Source organism: Pseudomonadota bacterium (assembly GCA_039815145.1).
GTDB lineage: Bacteria > Pseudomonadota > Gammaproteobacteria > Steroidobacterales > JBCBZW01 > JBCBZW01.
Window position 1 is genome coordinate 1 of sequence record JBCBZW010000070.1, and the last position, 24,691, is coordinate 24,691.

A 24,691-nucleotide genomic window follows, 5' to 3' on the forward strand; every position below is an offset into this window, starting at 1 on the left:
AAGGCGAAGAACACCGGATGGTAGAAGGACACCACCACGTAGCCGACCAAGGTCTGCAGCACCAGGGTGGTGCCCCCCACCGCCATGGCCGGCAGGGTCTTCTGCAGATTCATGATCTCGAAGAAGCGGTTCATCAAGTCGTCGCGGTTGCGCTTTAGCAGCGCATCGTGATCCGCGTAGACGAGGCGCAGGGCGATCTCCGAGGTCATGCGGGCAAAGAAACGGCGCTCGAAGACCTCCATCGCCCACACCTGCAGGGCGACAAGAAATCCGGACAAGGCCAGCACGGCGAACAGCGCGAGGGACAGCACCACCACCGCACGCACGACGGTGGTGTTGGCCACCGCCTCGATCAGGATCTGCACCGAGATGGGAACGGCAAGGGTGAAGAGGCTGATGGCAACCGCGTAGATGGCGGCGACGTAGAAGAAACCCGCGTCGGGCGCCACGATCAGGCGCAACAGGGGAAACAGCCTGAACGGCTGTTTGGAAAGATCTGCCATGGACGATCGAATCCGGCGAGCGCGGGGGTGGCGCCCAACAGCGCAGAGGATAACGTAAGACCGCACCAGGGTTGCCCGGTGCGGTCTCCGAGCCGCGCTAGACGCGGCAGATTTTTATGCGGGGAAGAACTCGATCGGCTTGGTCGTCGTGACTTCGGAAACGTCCTTCGCACCGAAGTCGAAGAGGCGAACGCGACGCACGAGCTTGGCCTCGAGTTCGGGCGAGTTCAGCTCGCTCGACACCACCTCGCAGGCCACCACCTGACCGGAGGGCGCGATGGTCAGGCGCAGCACCAGCTTGCCCTGCAGGCCGGGGTTTTGCCGTAAGGCCCGACGGTAGAGCGCGTAGATCGCCGCCTTGTTGCGGTCGAACACCATCTCGATCTCTTCGCGACTGCGCGTGACGGCGACAGCACCGGCTGCCTCGGCTGCGGCCCGCGCCACCTGCGCCACGGCCACGTCGCTTTCCACCGTGGTGGTCTGTCGACCGGTCAGCTGAGTGCCGCCCGTGTTGCGGCTTAAGCCCGCCGTGTTGATACCGCCACTGGCTGACCCAGCACCTGCAGTCACCAGCGAGCGCTCGCTGCGATCCGCCGCAGCTACGGAATCCGATAGGGCCTGGGGCTTAGCGGCCACGGTTACCGCCGTATGCTGGCGCAGATCGGCGAGCTGATCGGCAAAGGCCATCACGCCCGTGCGCGAGGCCTTCTCGCGCGCCTCCGCGACGCGCTCCTGAGGCTTCACCTCGGGCGGGGGCGGCGTCGGTTCGGGCTCAGGCGTCACCTCCGGCACGGGCTCGGGCGGCTTCTCCTGCACCACAGGTTCCGGCTCCGGCGTGGGCTCCGGTTGCACCACGGGCGGCGGCGGTGGCGGCTTCTTGCGCTCGATCACGAGCTTCACGAAGCGCTCAGGCACCTCTTCGGGGCGCGCCTGTTCGGCATCTTGAGTCGGCAGGATCGGCACGATCAGGGCCAGCACCAGCGTGACGGCCAGCACGCGCACCGTGAACTTGTTCAGGCGCTTGGCGTCGACCTCGGGCACGCTCCACGGCAGGTCGTACTCGCGGTAGTAGCTGTGCACGTAAGTGCTCATGACTGGGCACCTCCACCTGCAGCCTCATCCTTGCCGGCGCGCTGGACGACGGCCAGGGAGACCCGCGTGTAATCCGCATCGGTACAGGTCGCCATCACCTTCTTCAGCAGGCGGAAGGGCGTGCCCTTGTCGCCCATGATGGTGACCTCGTGGGTGGGCGGCTCATCGTCGGCCGCAAGGCCCGCATCGGCGATCAGTCGTTCGTGTTCGGCGGCCAAGGCCTCGCGCAGGGGCGCGATGATGTTGCCATCCACGGCAGCCGCCTCGTCCGTGGTGGCCACCTGTTGGCCCTGGACCAGGATGCGGTCGGCCGTGACCATCACCACCACCGTCTCGCGCGGTTTCTCCTCCGCCACGGACTCAGGCATGGCGAGGATCTTCGAGGACGGTACCTCCTGCGAATCGTTGGAGTTCACCAGCAGGAAGAACACCAGGATGGTGAAGATATCCATCAGGGAAACGAGGTTCAGTTTCCCGGCCGCAGACGCGTTGGCGTTGCGCCGCCCGCCACTGAAGCGACGATTGAATCTGGTTGACACTATCAGTGCTCCTTAGAAGGCGTCAGTCGCCCGCATCGAGGACGCTCGCGGCGTCGGCGGTCAGGGCAGCTTCGACGCCGGGCGAGGCAGGCACGGCATCGCCCACGGCGATCTCGGGGAACAGCTCTCCGAACTGCTTGTTGCCGTTCTCCACCACCTGCTCCACGCGCACCGCGTCCATCACCTGCACGAGTACGTCGTACTCGATGTCAGGCTCCAGCAGCACGGTGGCGTCGGTCTTGTCGGGGTAGCGCACCTTCACCTGCTTCAGGAAGTCGGCGAGGGCGGCCAGGTCGTACCGGCCATCCGCCGTGTTGGCGAAGGCTTTCAGCAACCCCGTGTCACGATCGCCCACCTCCAGGTAGCTGGCGCGCACGGTGATCTCGAGGTTGAGCGTCTCCTCAGGCTCCGACTGGGCCGCCGCCCCATCGGGCCCCGGCAAGTTGAGCTCGATCACGGCCAGGCGTGAGAACACGGCGGTGATCAGGAGAAAGGGCACCAGGATCACCATCAGGTTCATGAACGCCGTGATGTTGAGCTCCGCCGTCTCCTGGGCGTGTCGCTCTCGCCACTTGCGCCGACCGATGGCCATGGCTCAGGCGCCCTCTTTCTGCGCCGTGCGCTCGCTCACGTTGTTCAGGAACTTCACCGCCGCCATCTCCAGCGAGTCGACGATGCGCGAGGTCTTCGACTGCAGCACCGTGTGGATCAGCAGCAGGGGAATCGCCACCATCAGGCCGAAGGCGGTGGTGTTCATGGCCACGGAGATACTGGCCGACAGCAGGTCAGCCTTCTCCGCCGGATTGGCCGCGGCCACCGCCGTGAACGCCTTGATCAGACCGATGATGGTGCCGAGCAGGCCGAGCAGCGTGGCCACGTTGGCGAAGGTGGCGAGGTAGTGCGTGCGTTGCTCGAGGCGCGGCACCTCTTCCATCAGGCTCTCCTCCATGGCGCGCTCGATGTCGTCGCGACGGCGCGAGCTGCGCAGGCGATCGAAGCCGTAGGAGAGGATCTTGCCGACGGAGGTCTTCGACTGGCGGGTCACGATGACCGCCTGGTTGTAGTCGCCGCTCTTCAGCAGCGGCGTGACCTTCTTCCACACCTGCTGGTTGCGCACGGCAGACATGGATAGCACCACCCAACGCTCGAGGGCGATGGCGAGACCAATCGCAAAGACGATGACGATCGGGTACATGAACATCCCGCCGTCTTGAAAGAAACTGACTACCGCGTTGTAGGCGTTCATTAACTTATTCCTCAGTCAGGTTAGTCGCCGTCTTGGCCAATTGTGCTGCGTCATCCGTCGGTCCACCGTGAAGCAAGCCGTAGTACTCGAGTTCGCGTCGAAATACTTCCGGGTCCACGGGGGCCAGGGCCTCTTCCACCAGGCTGACGATGGGTCGTCCGCCGAGTTCTGCGGGCGCCGCGGATTTCCACGGCACCACCACCATCACCCGGGGCAACTCGCGGTTGCCGCTCACGGAGGTGGTCTGTAGTTCGATATCTTGTCGGCCGCGTCGCCGAGCTGCGCGCGTAGGCGTCGGCGAGGTGTCCACGGCGGGCCCCGGCGCTTCCTGTGCGGCAGGCGTCTCGCTCGCCGCAGCCTCCTGCTCTTGGGCGAAGGCGCTGGGGCCGAGCAGCATGCCGGCGAGGGCTGCGATCAGGATGCGCTGCATCCGACGATTAGAATTCTTCATCGACCACTCCTGCCGTTCGCTGTTCGGCTTCCACTTGCCTGCGCATGTCGGCGATCCACGCCTCCACCCGGTCGTCCGGCTCGTCTGCGAGTTGGAAGTAACGTTCGTAGTGCGCCAGGGCCTCGGCGGGCTGGTGCAGGTAGATGTCGTGCAACACGGCGGCGTTGAAGTGCGCCAGCGCGTAGTCCGGCGCCACGGCGATCGCCTTCCCGTAGGCCTCGCGCGCCGAGAGGAAGCGCCCCATCTGGCGGTAGACCACGCCAAGTTGGTTCCAGGCCTCCACCGCCTCGGGGCGAAGCTCGATGGCGGCGAGCAAGGCGTTCTGGGCCGCCTCGTAGTTGCCCTCGCCCGAGAGCGCGATACCGAGGTTCACCCGTGGGCCGAGCAACGCAGGCTGCGCCGCCACGAGCGCCTCGAGACGCTCGCGGGCCGCCGCGAAATCGCCCGCCTCGAGCAACGCCAAGGCCGCGCCGTAATCCCGTTGCACCTGGGCTGACACGACCACCGCGTCGGCCTCACCCTCCTCGCCGCCCTTCGCCTTGCGCGCGGAAGGCACGGACGAGCAACCGCCCACCACGAGGGCAGCGGTGAGCAGGAGCAATAGGTGCGCCCCTGCACGGGCCGGCACGCCTCGGCGACCGGGATTAATCGATGTAGCTGACAAGGGTCTCTCCCTTCTCCGCCTTGGCGTAGCGCGCTGGCACCAGCTCAGCGAGGCGCGTCAGGCTGGCCTGCACCCATTCGTCGAACACGCCATCCACGGTGCGACGCGCATTGGCCTCATGTAATTCGATCGCCTGTTCCTCGAAGGGAAAGGCCTGTTCTTCGAGCAGGAACTCGTACTGTTCCAGCTCCAATTCACTCAGCTCCCGCGGGCGCTCCGAGTCCATCAGGGCGCGACCGAGGCCGAGGTAGAGATCCGCGATGCGATAGGCCGAGGCCGTGCTGACGTCGGCGATGCCGTAGCCCGCCGCCAAGGTGTAGGCATCCAGCGTGCTCTCCATGGCACCGCGCTTGGCGGTGAGGCTCTCCTGGATCGGCAGCGTGAGCTGCAGCCGTTCGAACTGCTCGCGCTCCACGTCGGCGAGCTTGAGGGCGGCGCCGGCCGCCGCGCTTCGGCTGCGATCGCTGCGATTGGCGCCCGCCGCTGCATCGATGTCGACCAGGCGACGCAGGGCCGTGAGCTCCGCCGCGCCGTTGCCGAGGCGCTGATGGGTGGCGGCCGTGCGCTCCTGCGCATCGACGCGCTCGTCCAGGCTCACGGGCAGCTGATCGCTCAGGTAGGCGAGCATCGCGAGGGTCTTGGGCGGGTTGTTCGACTGCTCGTACTGATTCGTAGCGTTCCAGGCTGAGTCGATGCGCACGTCCATGGGTTCGCCGTCCGTGCGCGCTACGCGCTCGAGCTCCACGGCGGCACCGGCGGCGTCGCCCGTGGCGAGGTAAGCCGTGGCCAGCTTGCGGGTGACGTCGGCCGCGTACTCGTGGTCCGGATGGCGAGCGCGGAAGTCGTTGAGGGCGGTGGCCGCCCGCTCCCACTGCTCGAGCTGGATCAGGGCGGCGGAGGCGTCGTAGTCGGCGGTGGCGGTGATCGACGAGTCGGGCGCCACCTGGGCCACGCGGAGGAAGTCCTCCACGGCGCTCTCGAGGTCGCCCGCGTCGCGATGGGCCTCGCCCTGGCGGTAGACGCTTGCGGCCAGGCGTTCGGTCATGTCTTCGCGAACCTGCGGCTCGGGATCGAGGGCGAGCACCTGCTGATAGGCCTGTTCGGCACGCAGGTAGTCGGCCAGTTCGAACTGGGCGTAGCCGACCACGGTCCAGGCAGTACGGGCCAGGGCCAATTCGGCCGGCGGATCCCAGGTGGTGACCACCACGGCGGCATCGCTCGCCGCCGCGTACTCGCCGAAGGCGAACAGGTCTTCCGCGGCACGGGTCTGCACGGCGACCGCTTGTGCATGGGTCGGGAAGGTGACGGCGAAGCGCAGGGCACTGTCCACGCCCTGGCGACGCCAGCCGTCGCGGCCCGCACCATCACCGAGGCGCTCGGCCTCGCGATCGTAGGCCAGCAATGCAGCGTAACCTGCCTCCGCGGCCTGCATGTGATCACCGTACTCGTACGCCGTGCGCTCGTATTCCTCGGTGGCTTCGGCGAAGCGTTGCTGCTCGAAGAGCAGTTCGGCCAACAGGAAGCGCTTGCCCGGCGTCTCCACCTCGGCCGGGAAGGACGCGAGCCACTGGCGGTACCAGTAGGTGGCGGTTTCGTAGTCGGCAGCGGAATCGTCGGTACCCGCCTCCGCACCGGCCTGGGCGCGGGCGTGGTAGTACTCGGTCAGGTCGGTCAGGTGCACCTTGAGGGCCGCGACCACGTCCTCCAGCTCGGCGGGCGCGTGCAGGGTCCAGAACGGTGCGGTGAGGGCGTAGCGCTCGGCGAAGGCTTCCTTCGCGGCGAGCACCTCGTCGGAGAAGCCGGCGTTGACGTAGGTATCGATCACCCGCAGCTGCAGCACCGGCGCCTCGCGATGCTCCGGGTAGGCCACCGAGAAGGCATCGTAGGTGATGGCGGCGTCGTTGAAGCGCTCCTGACCCAGGTAGAGATCGCCGAGGCCGGCGTAGGTGAGGTGCTCGAAGCCCTGCTTCGGCTGGGTGGCGAGGAACGCGGTGAGCGAGTCGACGCCCTCCAGGTAGGAGAAGCTGATGCTCATCGCCCGAATCGCATCGTCCAGCAGCTCGCGCTCGGCGCGAGAGATGTCGTCCTCGGCCCGTTGGCTGTAGGCCGTCTCGTCCGGGGTGAGGATGCGACCGGCGAGGTGCCAGAAGGCGGCCGTCCCGTCTTCGTAGCGTGCTTCGCGGAAGAGGGACCAGCCCTGCTTGTACAGGGCTTGATCGAAGAAGTCCGATACATCGCCGATGGCGAGCACCTGGCCGTAGGCATCCGCCGCCAGGTCGAAGTCCTGGCGCAGGAAGTAGGCCTCGCCCTGGCGGAACCAGGCCTCGTCCACGAGGGGCGAATCCGGATGTTCGGTGACCAGGCGCGAAAGCGCGAGCACGGCGTCGTTGGGTTCGCCGCGCTGGTCGTGGGCGCGCGCGAGCTGGTAGAGCACCACATCGCCTTCGGCGCGATCGGGGAAACGATCGACCAGCTCGGCGTAGAGTCGGATCGCCTCGCCGTAGGCCGCCTGAGCCGCATCCAGACGCTCCTCTTCGAGAAGCAGCTCCTCCGCCCGCTCGAGCTCGAGGTCGGCGAGGCGACGCAGGGCATCGGCGCGGCGGGGGTCATCGGCGGGCGCAAGCTCGAGGAACGCGTGGTAGCTCTCGCGGGCGCGCTCCGCGTCCAGAAAATCGGAAAGCACCTGGCCGTGCGTGGGCAAAGCGCCGAGCACCATGCCGGCCACCGCCAGGGCCAAGGTCCGCCGTGCATGCCTTACGAGGTGCCCAGCCATCAGGGCGCGTCTCCGTGGGCGGCGCTGTCGTAGACGCTCGCCAGGGCGTACTGCGCTTCCGTGAGGTAGGCAGCCAGACGGGCGCGGCGCTGATCCAGCGTGCGCGTGGCCAAGGCGTAGATGTAATCGCCGTGTTCGTCCATGAGCCCGTCGATCCGTGCGGTGAGTGCGTCCACGCGGGGCACGATGGCCTCCACGCGTTCAGCGAATCGCTGCAGGCGCTCGTCTGCCCCTTCGCGGGCGGCGAGCAGCGCCTCCGTGCGCGTATGTGCTTCGGCCAGCGCGCCGTCCAGTTCACGCACGGATTTCGTGCGATCCCACAGGCGCGCGGCGTACTCCTCTTCCAGCTGCCAGGACAGGACCCCATCCAGGACCCGGTACTTGTTGCGCAGCTCATCCAATTGCTCAGTATAGCGTCCCGCGTCCGCCGGCAGCGTGTCGAGGCGATCGCGCACGCGGCCGAGGCGCTCCTGAACAGCCTGCTCGTCCGCGCTCACCAAACCCGCCGCATCGGCCTCTACACGCACGCGCTCAAGACGCGCCCGAACCCGCTCGCCACGCTCATCGAGCGCCCCGAGACGCCCGCTGGCGAGGGCCTCGCTCATCAGCTCAACGCGATCGTCGAAGCGCGTGCGACGCGAGGCCAACATGTCCTGATAGGCCGAGACGCCTTCGCGCCAGCCCTCGAGGTTCTGGCGCAGGAGGCGCAGATCTCGGTAGTTCTTGAGGGCTTCCTGGAACGAGTGCTCGGCCAACAAGCGGTACAGATAGCGTGTCTGCGGTGTATCCGGCAGGCGTTCTAGCTGCCAGAACCAACCGAGGTCATCGCCCTCGACGGAGGCCAGCAGCTCGCCCAGAAAGCCCCCGCTGGCGGCGTCGTAGGCGACCCGATCAATGCGCGCCATCTCGTCGTTGAAGGTGCCGATCGCGGCCGTGTAGCGATCCACGGCCCCGGGGTAGTCTTCGAGCTTGCCGAGGGCGTAGGGCACGGCCAGGAAGGCTTCCTGCACGGCGGGGTCGAAGGGGTCGCCCGCCTCCAGCGCCTGCCAGGGATCGAGGGCGCGCTGGTACTCGCCCTGCGCTGCGTAGGCCCAGCCGAGGCCGAGGCGTGCCCGGGCACTCCAGGGGCTCGCGTCTTCCACGCGACCCAGGTAGCGGGCGGCTTGGTCCGGCTGGTCGTCCTGAAGGAACGCGAACCCCAAGGCGACGTTAGCCTTATCCGTGAGGGCCTGATGCTCCTCGTAGGTGAGATCGACGTCGATAGCGCCCTCGCGCTTGAGCAGGCGCCAGGGCGTGAAGAGGTAGCCGAGGCTGCCGAAGAAACCCACCCGGTCGGGCTGTTCGCGGCCGGCGCCGATGCGCTGCAGGAAGCGCGTGCCACGTTGCACGTCGCCGCCGCGCACGAGGGCCACGCCGAGGTTGTAGCGCGCGTAGTCGAGGTATTCGTCCGAACCCTTCCAGCGCTCGAGCTGGGCCGCTGCCTGATCGTACTGGCCCGTGTCCATGTACAGGCGCGATGCGAGCAGCTTGCGCTGGGCGTCGAGGTCGCGCGGCAGGGATCCACCGATCTCCCCGAGGGCGCGGGCAGCCCGGTCGGGCTGGGCGCGCTGGTAGGCGATCTTGGCCAGATAAAACCAGGCCCGATCGCGCACCTCCTCGCGCTCATCCTGGGCCAGCAGGCTCTGGAAGATCTGCTCAGCGTCCTCCTGCTGGCCGTAGCTCACGAACATGCCGCCGAGGAGCAGCTCCGCCTCGGTGCTGTGGTGAGCGATGCGCTCCTGCTCGCGGGCCGCCAGCAAGCGGGTGATCGCAGCGAAGTGATCGTACTGATAGAAGTGGAACAGGACCTCGCCGTAGTGGAGGTCCCGCACGCGAGGTTCGTAGCGCTTGCGGCGCGCGTCCGCGTCGTCGGCAAGGCCGATCAACGCGCAGGCGAGCAACGCGACGCTTAAGCCTCGACCCATCGACCGCTACTCCCAGACCCGCGCCACGAACTCGGGCTGCTGCTTGGCCTCGCTGTCGTGGATCTGAAGCTCCACGTAGCGGGTGCCGAGGCCCTTTTCGAATTCGAGGGTGGTTCCCCGGCGGTAGTCGCGCCCGTGGGGGCCCTTGCCGGTGAAACGAGCGACCAGCTCGTGCTCACCCGCGCGCAGGTTGCCCACGAAGAGCTTCTGCACACCGCCGCGCACGAGGGCGTCGACCTCACGTTGGGTGTAGAGGTGGCTGGCCACCTGCTTGCCATCGACCTCCAGTTCCACCCCATCGAGGGCGAAGTAGGTGCCGACGTCGAAGGAGAGGAACACCGTGACCTGGGTATTGGCCGGGAACAGCAACTCCTCTTCCAGGATGAAGAGGTCGCGGTTCAGCGCCAGCACCTCGCTCTTGAGGTCCTGCACCTCCTGGTCGATGGCCTTCAGCGGCGCATCGGCGGGCGGGCTGAGGGGCGCCTCAGCCTCGCTCTCCTGGGCGCTGGCAAGCCCACCTAGCAGGCAGGCGGCACTCAGGAGGATACCCCCCGATGCCGTGGCCAACGATCGCCCATTCGTAAGTGTCCGCCGACACCGTTGTTGCCGGTCGCCCGATACCGTCCCCATACGCTTGGCACCCGTCAGGTCGCGAAAGATGATTCTCGAGCCGCGAGAGAGGGCGTCCACCACCGCCGGTGTGGGGGCGCGGGAGGCCGCTCATCGGGCCCGGCTACGCTCCCATACGCCTCGTTTCGCCTTCAATGTGTCGGGTCACAACTACAAGCCCTTATCTGACGGGCTTCACAAAGCGGCGATCAAAGGCGCTTAGGGCGTCACACGCTGGAGGTTACCCATGTCCCCTTGCAGGTAGAGGGTGCCCTCGCGATCGCGCACGAATGCGCTCGTCGCGGCCGGCTCCCAGGGGCGGCGAAACGTATGATCGCCCACCGGCAGGAGGGGGCGTGGCGGACCGTCGCCGATGCGGGTCAGAAGACGCCCGCCCTCGCGCTCGATCACCATGCGCTTACCCGACGAGCCAGCGAAGCGGGTGGTGGCCGAGCGGTACTCGCCGACGTACGCGTCGAGTTCGCTCGGCGTCAGGGCGGCGATGGGGGGTGGCGTCGGCGCGAGCGAGGCGGCCTCCTCGGCCAGCGCGTCTTCGATCACCCGCCGCAGGCGCTTGAGGGAGGACTTGCGAAAGGCGGTGATGACCAGGAAGTAGCCCCGGTCGAGTTCGCGACTGTAGCCGTAGTGGGCGAGGTAGCCGTCCGCGTCGCCGCCGTGGCCGTGCCAGATCACTCCCTTGCGCGCCCAGGTGTAGTTGCCGAGGCCGTAGCCCCAGGTGGTGAGACCGGCCTTCGCCGCCAAGGTGGTGCGCGGGGATTCAAGGCGAGCGATGGACTCGCGCGCCAGCAGGCGCTCACCCTCGATCTCGCCCTCCCCCAGCAGGAGTTGCAGCAGGGGCACCATGTCGCGCGGCGTCAGGTTCAAGGCGCCGAAGGCGGGATACAGCATGTGCCAGTAGGCCATGGGCGTGCGGCCGTCGCGGTCGTAGCCCTGGGCCAGATGCGCGAGCGTGCGCGGCGTGGGGGTCAGGGTCGCTGTGTCGAGCCCAAGGGGGGTGAACAGTGCTGCCCGCAGGAAGGGCTCGAAGGCCTGCCCGGTGACCTCCTCGAATACCTTCGCCGCCACGCCCGCACCGGAGTTGGAGTACGAGGAGTGGGTGCCGGGTGGCCAGTGCAGGCGGCGCGAGGCGGGGCGGAAGGCGAGGGCCTGATCGAGGCTCATCGGCTCGGTCACGGCCCACTCGTCGGGGATCATGTCCTGCAGGCCCGCGGTGTGCTCGAGCAGGTGGGCGATGCGCACGGGCGCCTCGTCGGCCCAGGGGTTGTCGAAGGGTGGGTTGTCGAGGTGCTTGGTGACGAGGTCATCGAGGCGCAGCAAGCCGCGCTCCTGAAGGACCAGCGCGCCGAGGGAGGTGAAGGTCTTGGTGATCGAGCCGACCCGAAACACCGTGTCCTCGTCAACCGACACCATGGACTCCAGGTCCCGCACGCCGTAGGCACCCACGTGCAACGCCTGCCGCGTGCTCACCAGGGCCAAGCCCATGGCCGGCACCTGCTCTTCCTGGCGCACGGCGTCGAGGCGGGCGAGTAGACCTTCCGGGACGGCCTGCCCCGCAACGACGAGCGGGCAGCCGCAAGTCAATAGGAGCGCTAGGTGAAGCTGGAACCTACGCAGGACCGAGGACGCCCTCGCACTCACCGCCGCGTGCCACCGCTCGTGGCAGGCGAGACCAGGCCGCTCGAATAGTGCGTCGTGCCCTCGGCATCGATGATCACCGTCTCGTAGGGCCCCAGGGAGTCGATCAAGGCGAGGCCGTCCGCCACCCCGAGCACGAAGACGCCGGTCGACAGGGCATCGGTGGTGGTGGCGTCGGGACCGATGATGGTCACGCTCATCACCTCGCGCGGCGACTCCCCCGTGCCAGGCCTCAAAATGTGGTGGTGGCGGACACCGTCTACCTCGAAGAACCGTTCGTAGTCGCCAGAGGTGGAGATCGCCTCGTCCACCAGGGGAATGCGGGTGACCACCGCACCCTCCGTGCGCGGGTTACGAATCCCCACGGTCCACGGTCGCCCGCGCCGATCGCCGAGGATGCGGCTGTCGCCGCCGGCGGTGACGATCGCGTGTTCGATGCCGCGCTCACGCAGCAGGGCGATGCCGCGCTCCACGGCGTAGCCCTTCGCGATGCCGCCGAGATCGATGCGCACGCCTTCGCGCTCGAAGGAGATGCTGTGGGTTTGCGAGTCCATCTTCACGAAGCGGTAGTCGACCGCCTTCAGGGCCTGCTCCACCGCCTGCGCTTCGGGCTTGATGCCCTCGCGGTAGTCGTAGAGGTAACCCACGCTCGCGTAGGTGATGTCGAAGGCGCCGTGGGTCAACGCGGAGAACTCGAGGGCGCGACCGACGAGGCCGAACAGCTCACGCGAGACACTCACCGGATGATCGGCAGCGTCGCGATTCACCGCGGACAGCTGCGTCTCCTCCTGCCAGGTGCTCATCAGCGCGTTGATCCGGTACATCTCCCCGATCACCGCATCGAGCCCCTCCTCAGCCAGTGCTTCGTCTTCGTGCCAAAGCTGAACCGCGATGTTGGTGCCCATGATCCCCTCGCTGCGCGAATGCCAGTTCGCGTGGGCAGCGCCAGCCACCATCAGGCAAGCGAGGGTGAGTGCACCTGCGGTGAGGCGTCGGGAAAGGTCGGACATGCGCGGATCACTCCCACGGCAAAGCTGAGAGGGTAAGACAACAGGGATCGGCGATGTTCCGTCAAATCGCCGATACGCGGCGGACGCTACCGTAGCCGCCACCCGCGGCCTGTGAACCCGTTGTCAGAAGCCGACGTCACTCCTCGGCGGCGAGCGCCTCGCGCAGGGACTGCCAGCGGGCGATCTCGGCCCGCTTGCGCCGCGCGACCACCGCGCCGCCGACCAGGAAGGCCCCGCCGTAGAGCAGGGCGAAGCCGTAGGCGAGCAAGCGCCGTCGCTGCTCATCCCCTGTCAGCGGATCGCCACCCCAGAACTCGCCCGCCCCCCAGCCCACCATAAAGACGAAGCAGGCGCCGACGGTCCAATAGACGATGCGCACGATGCCGAGGCTGGCCTCGGCCTGGCGGATCGAGGCGTCGATGAGGCTACGGGCATCCGCGTCGACCCCCTCGGCCACGGACCACACGGGCCGGCGCACCCGGATGCCCGCGAGCAGGGCAGCCACCCCAGCGGTGCCGAGAAAACCCATCCACACGTATGTCTTGAGGTCCAGCTCGGGCGAGGTCAGCGCCACCCAGGCGATCAGCACCAGCACCACGACGGTGACCAACCAATCCCCCCACATCATCCAACGCGTTAGGCGCTGGCGCCGGCGCAGGGTGGCTTGGAGTTGGTCGACGTCCACGCTCACGGCGCTCGGCTGGGTTTGCCAGAGGGCCTGCAGGTCGCTCAGGTCGTCGCGATCGGCGGGCGATCCGCTCATGCCCCCAACTCCTCTCGAAGGACGCGCCGCGCCCGATTCAGGCGCACGCCCACGTTGTTGACCGAGATCCCCAAGGCGTCGGCGATCTCACCGTTGTCAAAGCCCTCCAGGGCGAGGGAGATCACCTGCCGGGGCCCCAGGGGGAGTCGGGCGACGGCCGCCACCAGCCGGTCGTAGGTCTGCTCCGCGTGCACCTGTTGCGCGGGATCCAGGCTGGGCCCGGCGACGGCGTGCGCGACGCCCTCGTCATGATCGAAGGTCTGCGGCCGACGGACCTCGCGCCCCACGTGGCTCACCCCGCGATTATGGGCGATGCGCGCGATGAAGGTGCGCACGCTCGAGCGCCCCTCGAAGCGCTGCAAAGATCGCCATATGGCCAGCACGATCTCCTGCACCAGTTCCTCCCGGCGCATGGGATCGGCCTCGTAGGTGGCCGCGATGCGCGCCAGCATCGGCCCGTGCTCGCGCAACACATCGTCAAGGGCGAGGGGCGCCCTACCCTCGTCGGTCGCCTCGGCAACGGGAAGCTCCTCCTCGCGCCGAAGCATAGGAGCGATGCCACCCAGGTTCGGCGTTAGGGGCGCCGCTGCGCTCACGCCAGAATGACGGTGGGGGTGGCCGCGATGGGCGTGGGCTCGGCCTCTGGCGGGCGGTCCTCATCGCCCAGCGCGCCGAGGAAGACCGCGCCGAAGACGATGCTCATCAACACGCCGTCACGCAGCTTGCGCCACACGAGCACCAGTAGCACCAACACGCCGGCGGCCAAGGCGACCCGCTGCGGATCGATGCCCTCGAGTAGGGCGGTGAGGGAACTGAAAGTAAAGCGCTGCGCGTGCATCGGGCAATCTCCTCGTGGTTAGCAGATCCCGCCATCCGCGCGGGCTGTTCACTCGGGTAGTCCACGGCTTGCAGGGATCATTACACGCGCTGAGGAGTATTTTTCTTGAGGACGAGGGAAAAAGCACCGCGCTGTCGCGATGGGACCAAGAAGGCGCTGGTTCGACTTGCGCCCCTCATAAACAACCTAGGAGTAACCCCGTGGCCCCGGCACACCGCGCCCCCACGCACTACAAGCTGCTGACGCTTCTTGTGGGCATCCTTCTCGCGGTCGCAATGGTAGGCCCGCACGCGGAACAGCGGGTCGCGCAGGCCTGTAACAGCTCCTCCCTGGAGGCCGCAGGCGGCCCCGTCCAGGAGGCCAACACCACCTTCGGCTGATCTGCTAGTCAGAAGCGTGTATGGGCGATCGGCCGAGCAGGCGCAGGACCAGGTTCCGACCGGCGCGCAATAGCGGGTACGCCAATCGGGAGACCCGCGGATGTCGAAAGAGTGCGTGATTGAAGCGGTTAAACCACCCCGTACGAGAACTCAGTAGTGCGAGGGCGTGAAGACAATCAGCGCCGTGGTAACACTGCCCGCCTAGCAGCAGCACCATACCCTCGTCCAGGTCGAGGTCGCGCGCCTTCAGCATATCTATGACCCTTCCCCCTTGGCGAGCGTCGATCAAGCGAACGCTGCCCACGGTGTCCCGGAGCCGCAGGTACCGCGTGTAGCGCGTACAGAAGGGGCAGTCGCCATCGTAGACAACCCACGCCTCGCCATCCTCAGGCCAAGACTCCTGCGGTCTGGGCCCGCCTCCAGCGATGGGGCGGGCACCGCTCTCCGGCGAATCAATAGCGATAGGTTGCACTGAGCTGGAACATACGTGGACGTCCCGGACGGGCTCCGAACGGACGGCGCGATACCACGTAGACCTCGTCGGTGACGTTGTCCAGACGGCCGGCCAACCTGAAGCGCTTTGTGACCTCGTAGTAGGCAGCCAGATCCAGGTAGGTGGTCTCGTCAGATCCCTCATCTTCCGGAATGGGGCCCGTACCTGCCTGATCTCGCATGCGTGCAATGTAGGTGAGTGACAGCTGCAGCCCCCAGTCGGCACCCTCCAATCCCGCATTGACGTTAGCGCGGTGGGGCGGCACGTAGGGCAACCCGAAACCAGGTTGCACATCGCCGAATTGGGGGTTGGAGGACTGGAACTCATCGCGGAATTCGGCATCCGTGTAGGTGTAGCTTGCGGCGAGGGGAAGGCTCAGGCCCGAGGACACCCGGAACGCCTTGTTCCAGCCCGCCTCCACGCCGATAGTCCGCACCTCACCAGCGTTCGTTTGCGTGCCGATCTCCTCCGGCAAACATCCGGCCGAGACCGTACAGATAGCGGTGAGATTGCTGTAGTCGTTGAAGAACCCGATGACCTCTAGGTCGCCGAGCGGACCGCTCCAGCGCCCGCCGGCCTCGTAGTTCCACGACTCTTCCGGCTCGATATCCTCGGTCAGCGAGGGCGATGCCGGCGAAAAGCCTTTATGCACGCCGACGAGCAGCATCAGGTCGTCAGTGACGTCGAATGCAGCACCTAGCCCGGGCAATGCAACCAAGTACTCATTGTCTTGTTCGCCCTGAGCCAGTCGGTCGGTAAACGTGTTGCTAATGGCCTCGATGCGAACTCCAGGCACCACGCTCCAGCGACCGAAGTCGATCTCGTCGCGGATCCAGACGGAAAGCGCCTCGGTCTGCCCCGTATTGTCCGTGACAATGTCGCGCGGCTGGTCGTTCTCGATGATCTCCCCGTCAATCTGCTCGAAGCCGAACTCATCGTGCAATCGGCGCACCCGGTCGGCGTGCACGCGAAGGCCCACCTCGAAGGCGTGGCTCACACGCTGACCGAAGGACCACTGAAGTTCGCTCTGCAGGCCCGTCGAGTAGAAGTTCCGATCGTTGGTGCCGATGCGTATGTCGTCCGGCGAGCCGCTCACCCCATCGGTGTTGCTGCCATCCAGGATGGAGACGAACAGCTGGTTGAAGGGGCTCTCCGGGTTGGCGAGCACCTCGCGGATATCAGCGCCATTGAAATTGTTGAACTTGCGCCACGCGCGATCGAAGTACTGGTAGTAGCCCGTCACGCTGAGTTGGCCGCCGAACAGAGGCTGTCGCCAGTCGATGCGACCCGCCGCCCAATCCCACTCCATCCGATCGAGGACACTCGCTCGGTAGCGCCGGAACGGATCCTCGCGCAGATCGGCCTCCGTCAGTCCGAGGTAGGTTTCGTTGGATACTTCGTTGGCGTAGCTGAAGCGCAGCTCGAGCTCTCCCGGGCCGATGGCGAAGGAGGATTTCAGCAGCAGTTCATTCTTCTCGAACCCGGCATCCCCACCGCCATCGATGTCCTTGAAGCCATCACCGCTCAGGTGGACAAACTCACCCAGCAATCCCACTCGGTCGAGTTGGGTACCCGCCCGCACATGCGCCAGGCGATGACCAAAGTTACCACCTGAAAGTTGGAGCATGGTCTCGCTGGACTCGGGAATCGGAGCCGACACGAGATTGATCGCACCCCCGATAGTCTGCGGACCGTGCTGAATCGAGGCCGGTCCTTTGATCACCTCCACGCCCACCATGCGTGTGGTCAGGGGGAAGTAGTACGCAGCAGGGGCGGAATACGGGGCTGGCGATAGAGGCACACCATCCTCCATCAACATGACCTTTTGACTGCGGTCAGCACTGCCGCCGCGAAGGCCGATGTTGGGGCGCAAACCGACGCCATCTTCCTCACGGACATACACACCGGGCACGAAGTTGAGTACTCGGTTGATGTCGTTGTACTCGTACAGTTCCAGGGCCTGCTCATCAACCCGGTGGGCTGAGCCGGTGACCCGATCGGGTTCCACGAAGACACCGCGGACCACAATTTCGTCAATATCATCGTTGGTTGAGTCCGAAGACGACTCTTGTGCATTGGTCGCGGGACAAAAGCCCAGTATCAAAGAAGCGATTAACGCGCTGCCGTGAGCGTAGGAGATGTTCATTTTCTGTCCAGTCGCAAGGGTCTTTGCAAAGGAGGGGGCTCGGTCGGCGGCGCAGTGATCCACGCCGCGCGTGCAAGTCCGAGCCGGGTGCGGCTGAGATCGACCGAGGGATCGATCATCCGATGCGCCGCTCGGCCGTTCAGGGAGACGAGGGATTCTGCGTACACCTCTACGGTGTCAAACCCCTGCGCCAGGTAGTCGTCGCGAATGTGATGCGCCAGCTGAAGAATCAGGTCGGGCTGCCCAGCCATCTCACGATACTGCTCTTCCGTCAGATAGCGATGCGGGGAGACGATCACCGTGCGGCGCGTGCCGTCTTGGCGCCCAATCACCACGCGATACTCGAGGCTACCGGACTTCTCCCGCAGCATCACCCGCCAGGAGAAACGCATGCCTTGCTCATGCCACAGCACCGTGCCCGGGTAGTACCAATGGCGCAGCGGCATCAGGAACTGGAACGCACAGAACAACACCACCGCAACGGCTGCCCCGCCACGCCAGGCGCCCCACCGCTCCGCCGGGGCGAGCGCAACGGCGGCGGACCGAGTCGGCAGCGGGAGACGCAGGCGGCTTGCCACCTTCCGAGGCCAGCCCGCCTCAAAGAAGATCAGCACGGAAAACACCATGATGAACGGGAATAGGCCGATATTGAAGAAGACGTGCGTGAAGTAGTGGAACACCAAAATCACGATGAACGCCCAGGGCCTTGCCGGGCGCCACAGCATAAAACCTATGATCAGCGTATCGAACAGAAACGCGAACCAAGAGAAGGTGAAGTGAACCCACGGTTGCTCGAGAAATGGGCCGAGTAACGGCAGCCCACTGTGTGGTGGCAACCAGATGTTCAGCGGTTGTGCATGCAACAACCAATCCGTCTCAAACTTCGCCCACCCGGCATAGAAGTACAGCAAGCTGACCTGAAATCGCACCCAGTAGGTTTGCCAGGCGGGTAGCGTCTCGGTGCGCAAGGGCGGTCGTCGCCAGGCGTCCACGGACCAGGCGCGATGCGGAGAGAGAAAACACATGATCAGCGTCAGTACGCTGATGAAGTAGTAGTGGTTCAGGTACGTGGTGACGTCCATCAACTCCGCGTAGGTGAACATGCACCAGAAGGCGATGATGGCGATTCGATAGAGCAGCCCGATGGCCACGCAGAGGGCTGCCAGCGCGATGCCACAGTACAGAAGGTACAGACCGACCTCACCGGGCACGTGAACCCAGGTGAAGCCCCAGTACTTGAAGTGGAACTGCGGCTCGACGTAGAGGCGTTCGATCCAACCGTTGCGCATGAAACGCAACGCACCGAAGCACATCAGAGCGCCGATCAGGATACGGAAAACGGCAAGCGCCGCGATGTCTCGCGGCGCTGCCAGTTCGCGAAGTACCCGATCGACGAGCGTCGAGCCCGCCCCTGCGACACCTTCGCTACGGGATGCGATAGCCATCTATCTCAAGCTAGCGTCAGTCGTTATCGCCCGCAGCAGCAGAGGGCACGGCGAGTCCAAGGGCACTCACGACGGGTCCACGGAAGGTGTCCAGCGCGGTCTTCATAACACCAAGTAGGGCGCACGGCGGTAGGCCCGAGGACGACGAGAACGCATTGACGCACTCATCGTTGTCAGTGATCGCCTCCACCGCCGCGTCGAAGCCCGTATCGCCTTCAATCTGCGCGAGTAACGCCAGGACGTCGTCGACCTCGGCGATGATCTGGTCGGCGAGATCCTGGCGATCGATACCGATGAGCAGATCGTTAACGCCCATACCACCATCGACGCCCGTGAACAAATCGCGAAACGCCTCGAAGTTGACGATGAGGTTCTGCCCCGTACGGCGCGATAGGCGCGACTCCAGAAACTCCGGGCACGCGATGGGATCGGCACAGTTGAGGTCCGTCACCGGAAGGCCGGTCGGCAGGGCCACCTTGCGATCCTTGGTTTGCTTCTCCACGTAGAACAAGGCGATCGAGAGTGCGTCCAGGGCATCCTGGGGTCGGCTGTAGATAACACTGGACTCGAGACCTGCCGTGCTCCATTGCTCAAGGTAGTTGTCGGCCGCCGGATCCCAGCGCTCGAGCAGGCTGGTGGCGAGCAGCGCCACGCGATCCGCGAGCCTGCTCAGATGGGCCGCTCGGGCTGCCGCATCCGGCTGGGACGCGCAGGCAGGATCCGGTGCATCGGTGAAAAGCAGGTGTTCGATCGCGCCAAGCCCAGTGATGTTGATCGGCGTGGTGCCGTCCACCGCATCCCCGTTGGCCGCAGCCGCTTCAATCGCGCAGGTGTCGAGCGTAAAGGGCCACGAATAGATGAAGTCACGCAGGTCTTGTCCGCCAGCCACGGCATCAGGATTGGTCGAACGACCGGCTGGCCCGACCTGCAGCACCTCGGCACGTTGCCAGGAGGTCATCGCGGTGTTCCACGCCGCCTTGGCCGCATCGGCGGTCGGTACGTCACCAGGGGCGGCTTCCACGGCAGCCGCGGCGGCCTGCAGGCCTGTCGCCATCATGTCGAAGTCTTCGAGAGCCGGCACGATGATGGCCGTGCCGATATCGGAGAGCACCACTCGGCGCGCATCATCGCCCGTCTCAGGCGGCGGGTCGTTATCCGGCGCGGGATCCGGATCCGGCGGTTGCGCAACACCGCCACCACCGCCGCCGCCGCCGCCACCGCAGGCGGCCAGAATAAGTGTCACCGCCAGCGGCCCAGCGAACCGCAAGCCAACCCCTGGCCACACGACCCTCGGAAACACCCGTTCAGACGACATGAGATCTCTCCAGCATACGTTCAAAAAAACGGCGCCCCGGGTTCCCTTCCTGAGGAACCCGGGGCCACTTACAAAAGGCGCGATCGCGTGATTAGTTCGACGCGACCTTGATCACCACGACGCGGGCGCCCGCATCGTTGGTGTTGGTGGACAACGCTACGCGTGTGCCGTCGGGCGATAGCGCCAGCCCGAAGAACTGGCTGGTCACGACATCGTTCGGCAGTTCGATGATGCCATCTCCGAAGACACTCGTATCGGGCACGCCCTCGGCCGTCAGAATGAACGCTGCGGGGTTACCGCCGTAGCGACCCGCAACGAGCGCACGATCGTCTGGGAGCACCACGATGTGGCGGCCGCGATCCTCGTTCGTGGGGTAGCCCTGGCTCTCACTCTGAATTGCCACGGTGCCCATGTTGCCATAGCCCATGTCGATAGCGGTGGAGGTGCCGCTCGAGACACGAAACACCACGACGTCCTGAGCGATGGACGTTTCGTAACCGAGCGAAGAGCCGGTCATGGAGTCCCTCGCGGTCGCTTCGCCGTAGCCTGCCACCACGTAGGACGACGTGCCCTCCTGGAAGCCAGCTGCGTAGGCTTCCGCGTAGCCGACGTCTGCCTTGAACGGGTTGAAGACCGCAATGCCCGGGGTGGCGGGAATGGTCGCCTCATCGCTGAAGCCCCCGAAAGTGTCGTCGAGAGTGCCGTCCACGTTCAGGCGGATGAGGAAGATGTGGTTGTCGAGGACGCCACCGAGATCCGTGTAACCGGAGGCGACGATCTTGCCGTCTGCTTCGATCGTACCGCGACGCTGGTTGTCGTTGAGCACGCCCGTGGCGTTGTAGGTGTAGGCAACACCTCCGTTGAACGTCGCGTCGGTCTCAGCACCCGTGTCAGTGATGTCCAGGCGAGCGACGTATCGATCGCGGTCCGTGCGAACGCCATCAGCGGCCGCGCCCTGGCCGAACACGACGACGCGATCGGTCATCACACTACGGTCGACCTGGACGTCCCATGCGATGTCCGCCGGGAACGTAGCGGGTGCACCCGGGAAATCGCCGTTGTCGGCGTTGGCCCAGCCGAAGACGACCTCGGCCTTGCCCTGCGCATCACCCCAACCGGCAACCTGGTTGCCGTCGGCATCGAGGCGGAAGAGGTACACGGACTGGCCACCGTCGGCGTCCAGTGCGTTGACCGTAGCCACGACGTCGCCGTTTTGCAGCTCAGCTACGCCGTAGGAGTTCTCGTCGCCGCTGCCTTCGGTCGCCGTCGCTTCGAGCTCGACGAAACCGTCGCCGCCGAAGCTCGTATCGGGCGTACCGTCGGCGAAAAAGCGAGCGATTACGATCTGACGCGTGTCGTCCGTGGTGCCGACGTGGCCGGACGCGTAGATCTTGTTGGCGTTGGGCGCGACCTGAGCGTAGGTGATGCCACGCAGATCGTTAGCCGACGCGGTCACCGTGTCGCCCACGATCTGCAAGCTGCCGGCGGTGCCGGCATCGCCAGCGGGACCCGGAGGGCCCGCAGCGCCATCAGCGCCATCAGCGCCTGCTGGTCCTGCCGGGCCCGCGATGCCGTCGTCTCCCTCACAGCCCGCGAGTGCGAGCACGCTCGCCAAGAGCAGGGGAGCGGAAATTCTTCTGATCATGCAACTAGTCCTGTGTGTGGTTCGCCATACGTGGCGTAGCGCGCGCACGTTAACAATAGCAATTCTCATTTACAACCAGATTGAGGTTCAGCTTGACAGGCAGGCGACCGCGGATGGAGGGCTGTTCTAACTCGACCGGAGCTTGCGCGGGTTGACCTTCAGGCTGACAGCCCCTCGCTCAGCCGCCCGCTTATCTGCTCTCATTAACGCGCCGCGAAACCCGTAACTAGATGATTCTATGAGTTTCATTCGGCGCTATGGCGGATGTCGCGACCCGATCCGGGTCCCGGTCATCTCAGCCGAGGAGCCTGGCTCGAGGACCTACAGCGCCGGCTGTCGAGCCACTTCAACGCGCCGCGACGCGGTAAGCACGGTGCTGGTAGTACTTCGGGCGTCGGTCCAAGCGCACATGCAACCAGTACACGCCCAGGCCCGACGTACTGAGATATACAGCTCGGGCGCTGAGCATGGCCCGCACCGCCCGTCCTGTTGCCGACCAGAGGGCGCGACACTGGCCCGCCGGCGCCGTTCGCAAGAACGCCATCAGATGCGCGTAGGCTGCGCGCTGCGCATGCGGCACGGGCGCGATAAGCCGCGCGTCACCGCCGAGGGAATCAAAGGCGCATACCGAACCATTGCTGCCCGCGAAATGCTGGGCAAACGGCGCCCCTTCAGCTGCGACATCCACCAACGCGGGTGCATCGAGCAACACGAACTCGGTCGGTGAGTCCGCCGTGGCGGTGCACATGGCTGGATGCTCCCAAAAGACAGCCTCACCACCGGCACTGCACAATTGCTCCGTGTACCAATCGGCAAAGGTCGCATCATCGGCAAGGTGGTCGAGATAGGTCTCTTGGGTGAGCGGCGTCCCGTCAGCGAATAGTGTGATTTGCTGACCGTTCGGAAGAGGCTCCGCAGCAAGGGTGAAATGACTCAACGTCCAGTGTCGCGGAGGGCGTAGACTTGCGCCTCCACTTGCTCACCGCTGCCGAGCGTAACCACAACCGTTGTGCGCTCATATGCCTCGCCCTCGAAGGCATCGAGCCGTGGCCAATGGGCATCGAGATCGGGCGATCTGAATACAAACCCTTCTACCGCTGGGCCATCGGCCCGTGGCACGATCGCTGGGCATCCCATGGCAGCGCCCCATCCTTCGTCTACGAGATCCCCACACATTGAGGCAACTTCCCAGTCACCGGGGATATCGCTGACCACATGGTGGTTGCGACGACCGGGCGCAAGCGTGCCGTAGACAAACAAGCGCAACACCGCATCTTGGCTCAACGCGTACCTTCCTCGTGTTCCACACCCTACTCGTCGGCATGTACCGCAATGACGGATACACGACGGTACGTCCGCGGGAATTCGACGCAGTCTTTGTCGCCAGCACGGAAAATGCCCCGACGCCGGTACTCGGCAGGGTGCCATAAACGAGTTGATGCGGTGTAGTCATCGTGGGCGCCCTCGGGAGTCACTCGGCATTGCCGGTCCCGGCGTGCTGTGAGAACTGATGGAGGGCGTCAGGATTCCGCCTTGGTGCAACCTGCGGTGAACGCGACGCACGCCGTTCCCTGGGGATCCCCTAGTCCGCCCCCCACTCCCGCGACAAGCCGCGGGTGAGCATCATCAACAGGCCGAGGGCGACCAGCAGCACCACGGTACCCATCAGCAGAGCGAGGTCCTCCAACTGCAGGAGGCCGTACAGCAGGGCGTAGGCGATGGCGAGCAGCACGCCCAGGGCACCGCCGACGCGCGTCGACCCGAGCGCCGCACCCGCGTAGGCCGCCGTCATCGCCACGGTGGTGGTCGAGGCAAGGAGGTAGGCGAAGGCGAACCCTATCGTCTCAGCGAGCGAGAGCAGGACCAGAAAGAACATCGTCAGAGAGACGCCGACCAGGGCGTACTGGGCCACGTGCAGCAGGCGTCCGATCATCAACTCGAGGGCGAGCAGCACCACGAAGGTACTCAACACGAACAGTAGGCCATACTTCACCGAGCGGGACACGCGGGTGTAGACGGAGACCGGTTCGAACAGACTGACCCCGGCGACGAACTGGTGCAGGTCCGGATCCTCCAGATGGGCGTACCAGGCCTGCGGGTAGCTGCGCGCGAGCTGGGGGATCTCCCAACGGGCCTCGAAGCCTGAGTCAGCGGTGCTGTACTCGCGCGGCAGAGCCTGACCCAGAAAGCTCGGATGTGGCCAGCTCGAACGTGCCGTGGTGGTGGTGATGGCGCCCAAGGGGGCAAATCGCACGGGGCCCAGACCCTGAAATTCCAGGGACAGATCGAAGCTCACCGCGTTGCTGGCGAGGGCCGTGGCGTCCACCGGTGCGTGGAACCCACCGCCGAGCAGGTCCTGTAAGCGCGTACCCGGGGCGGGGCTCGCCGCTTCGCCGTTGAACTGCAGATCGTCCACGTGGGCGATGGCCCGCGGGTGGCTGATGCCGATCGATAGGAAGGCGCGGGCCCAGTGCACGGTATTAGCCTCGTCCGCGGCCAGCTCACTGACGGCCGCAGTGGGGTAGCGGCCACTCGCCCGCATCGCCGTGGTGGTGGCGAGGACGCGGTAGATGCCGCGGCGGCGATGCTCACCGCTGAGCGCCAGGGCCAGGTCCAAGTGCTCCGGCAACAGCAGAAACTCGCGCTCGCGGGTGGTCACCCGTTCGCGCAGCTGCATGACGCCCTGCGCATCCCCGAAGCGCTCCTCCACCACCGTGCTGTGCGTGTAGGGAATCACCAGCACCGGCCCGACGATATCCTGGGGGCCACCGAGGGTGGCACTCAGCTCGCTCACCACCGCTCGCTGGAGCGCACCGCGCTCATCCACGACGCCGTGCACCATGGCCTGCGGAATCAGCATCGCGAGGGTCATCGCAGCCACCATAATACCGCGCCGAGTCAGGGGGTCCTTGAACCACCCGGCCGCGGGCAAATTGTCCGAAGACAGCATCGATATCGCTCCCCATTGGCATGCCAGGAGGCACACGGTGGGACCGAATGACGCAATGACGCCGGCGACCTATGGCGTGGCGATGAGCGAATCTGACCAATGCGGGCAAGGTGGCACTGCGGCATGCCTCGCCGACGTTTGACACCCCCCTTGGAGGCCCCCTACCCTGGCCATCGCCTAGCGGTGTAGTGGCCTCTCGCCACGCGTAC

23 protein-coding genes are annotated in these 24,691 nt (G+C 65.8%); all 23 read right to left on the reverse strand.

From position 1 onward, the window contains the following. A partial coding sequence (locus AAF184_16125; GenBank protein ID MEO0423867.1) for an ABC transporter transmembrane domain-containing protein occupies window positions 1-503 on the reverse strand: 503 nt, incomplete at its 3' end. Between the two features lie 114 nt (window positions 504-617). Beyond that, window positions 618-1,595 (reverse strand): AgmX/PglI C-terminal domain-containing protein, encoded by a 978-nt coding sequence (locus AAF184_16130; protein MEO0423868.1) that lies wholly within the window; start codon window positions 1,593-1,595, stop codon window positions 618-620. Beyond that, a complete protein-coding gene (locus tag AAF184_16135; GenBank protein ID MEO0423869.1) occupies window positions 1,592-2,134 on the reverse strand; it encodes a biopolymer transporter ExbD in 543 nt (180 codons plus the stop codon). The genes AAF184_16130 and AAF184_16135 overlap by 4 nt, the downstream gene beginning before the upstream one ends. A 22-nt stretch (window positions 2,135-2,156) precedes the next feature. Beyond that, the gene (locus AAF184_16140) at window positions 2,157-2,726 is read right to left on the reverse strand and encodes a biopolymer transporter ExbD (GenBank protein MEO0423870.1); all 570 of its coding nucleotides are present in this window, start codon (window positions 2,724-2,726) and stop codon (window positions 2,157-2,159) included. Between the two features lie 3 nt (window positions 2,727-2,729). Beyond that, a complete protein-coding gene (locus AAF184_16145) occupies window positions 2,730-3,380 on the reverse strand; it encodes a MotA/TolQ/ExbB proton channel family protein (protein ID MEO0423871.1) in 651 nt (216 codons plus the stop codon). 4 nt (window positions 3,381-3,384) lie between these two features. Then, the gene (locus AAF184_16150; protein MEO0423872.1) at window positions 3,385-3,831 is read right to left on the reverse strand and encodes a hypothetical protein; all 447 of its coding nucleotides are present in this window, start codon (window positions 3,829-3,831) and stop codon (window positions 3,385-3,387) included. Then, a complete protein-coding gene (locus tag AAF184_16155; protein MEO0423873.1) occupies window positions 3,818-4,495 on the reverse strand; it encodes a tetratricopeptide repeat protein in 678 nt (225 codons plus the stop codon). Before AAF184_16155 ends, AAF184_16150 begins: the two co-directional genes overlap by 14 nt. Continuing rightward, a complete protein-coding gene (locus AAF184_16160) occupies window positions 4,476-7,268 on the reverse strand; it encodes a tetratricopeptide repeat protein (GenBank protein MEO0423874.1) in 2,793 nt (930 codons plus the stop codon). Before AAF184_16160 ends, AAF184_16155 begins: the two co-directional genes overlap by 20 nt. After that, a complete protein-coding gene (locus AAF184_16165) occupies window positions 7,268-9,232 on the reverse strand; it encodes a tetratricopeptide repeat protein (protein MEO0423875.1) in 1,965 nt (654 codons plus the stop codon). The genes AAF184_16160 and AAF184_16165 overlap by 1 nt, the downstream gene beginning before the upstream one ends. Before the next feature lie 6 nt (window positions 9,233-9,238). Then, complete coding sequence (locus AAF184_16170) at window positions 9,239-9,799, reverse strand: AraC family transcriptional regulator (protein MEO0423876.1); 561 nt, start codon at window positions 9,797-9,799, stop codon at window positions 9,239-9,241. A 261-nt stretch (window positions 9,800-10,060) separates the two neighbouring features. Further along, window positions 10,061-11,500 carry a serine hydrolase domain-containing protein gene (locus AAF184_16175; protein MEO0423877.1) on the reverse strand — a complete coding sequence of 480 codons (1,440 nt, stop codon included), beginning with the start codon at window positions 11,498-11,500 and terminating at the stop codon, window positions 10,061-10,063. Continuing rightward, on the reverse strand, window positions 11,497-12,507 hold the full coding sequence (locus AAF184_16180) for an FAD:protein FMN transferase (GenBank protein ID MEO0423878.1): 1,011 nt from the start codon (window positions 12,505-12,507) through the stop codon (window positions 11,497-11,499). The genes AAF184_16175 and AAF184_16180 overlap by 4 nt, the downstream gene beginning before the upstream one ends. Before the next feature lie 136 nt (window positions 12,508-12,643). Further along, a complete protein-coding gene (locus AAF184_16185) occupies window positions 12,644-13,270 on the reverse strand; it encodes a hypothetical protein (GenBank protein ID MEO0423879.1) in 627 nt (208 codons plus the stop codon). After that, window positions 13,267-13,818 carry an RNA polymerase sigma factor gene (locus AAF184_16190; GenBank protein MEO0423880.1) on the reverse strand — a complete coding sequence of 184 codons (552 nt, stop codon included), beginning with the start codon at window positions 13,816-13,818 and terminating at the stop codon, window positions 13,267-13,269. Before AAF184_16190 ends, AAF184_16185 begins: the two co-directional genes overlap by 4 nt. A gap of 44 nt (window positions 13,819-13,862) precedes the next feature. Then, window positions 13,863-14,108 carry a hypothetical protein gene (locus AAF184_16195; protein ID MEO0423881.1) on the reverse strand — a complete coding sequence of 82 codons (246 nt, stop codon included), beginning with the start codon at window positions 14,106-14,108 and terminating at the stop codon, window positions 13,863-13,865. A 384-nt stretch (window positions 14,109-14,492) separates the two neighbouring features. Then, a complete protein-coding gene (locus AAF184_16200) occupies window positions 14,493-14,960 on the reverse strand; it encodes a DCC1-like thiol-disulfide oxidoreductase family protein (GenBank protein ID MEO0423882.1) in 468 nt (155 codons plus the stop codon). Beyond that, entirely contained in the window at window positions 14,941-16,989 is a 2,049-nt protein-coding gene (locus AAF184_16205; GenBank protein ID MEO0423883.1) for a TonB-dependent receptor, read from the reverse strand. The genes AAF184_16200 and AAF184_16205 overlap by 20 nt, the downstream gene beginning before the upstream one ends. Window positions 16,990-17,123: 134 nt before the next feature. Further along, window positions 17,124-18,500: an HTTM domain-containing protein gene (locus AAF184_16210; protein MEO0423884.1), complete on the reverse strand. Its 1,377-nt coding sequence runs from the start codon at window positions 18,498-18,500 to the stop codon at window positions 17,124-17,126. Window positions 18,501-18,588: 88 nt separating this feature from the next. Then, window positions 18,589-19,815 carry an imelysin family protein gene (locus tag AAF184_16215; protein ID MEO0423885.1) on the reverse strand — a complete coding sequence of 409 codons (1,227 nt, stop codon included), beginning with the start codon at window positions 19,813-19,815 and terminating at the stop codon, window positions 18,589-18,591. 163 nt (window positions 19,816-19,978) lie between these two features. Next, window positions 19,979-21,532 carry a hypothetical protein gene (locus AAF184_16220; protein MEO0423886.1) on the reverse strand — a complete coding sequence of 518 codons (1,554 nt, stop codon included), beginning with the start codon at window positions 21,530-21,532 and terminating at the stop codon, window positions 19,979-19,981. Between the two features lie 346 nt (window positions 21,533-21,878). Beyond that, window positions 21,879-22,280 (reverse strand): hypothetical protein, encoded by a 402-nt coding sequence (locus AAF184_16225; GenBank protein ID MEO0423887.1) that lies wholly within the window; start codon window positions 22,278-22,280, stop codon window positions 21,879-21,881. Between the two features lie 185 nt (window positions 22,281-22,465). Next, a complete protein-coding gene (locus AAF184_16230; GenBank protein ID MEO0423888.1) occupies window positions 22,466-22,801 on the reverse strand; it encodes a gamma-glutamylcyclotransferase family protein in 336 nt (111 codons plus the stop codon). Window positions 22,802-23,114: 313 nt separating this feature from the next. Further along, window positions 23,115-24,482, reverse strand: a complete 1,368-nt coding sequence (gene creD, locus AAF184_16235; protein MEO0423889.1) for a cell envelope integrity protein CreD — start codon at window positions 24,480-24,482, stop codon at window positions 23,115-23,117. Window positions 24,483-24,691 lie beyond the last annotated feature (209 nt).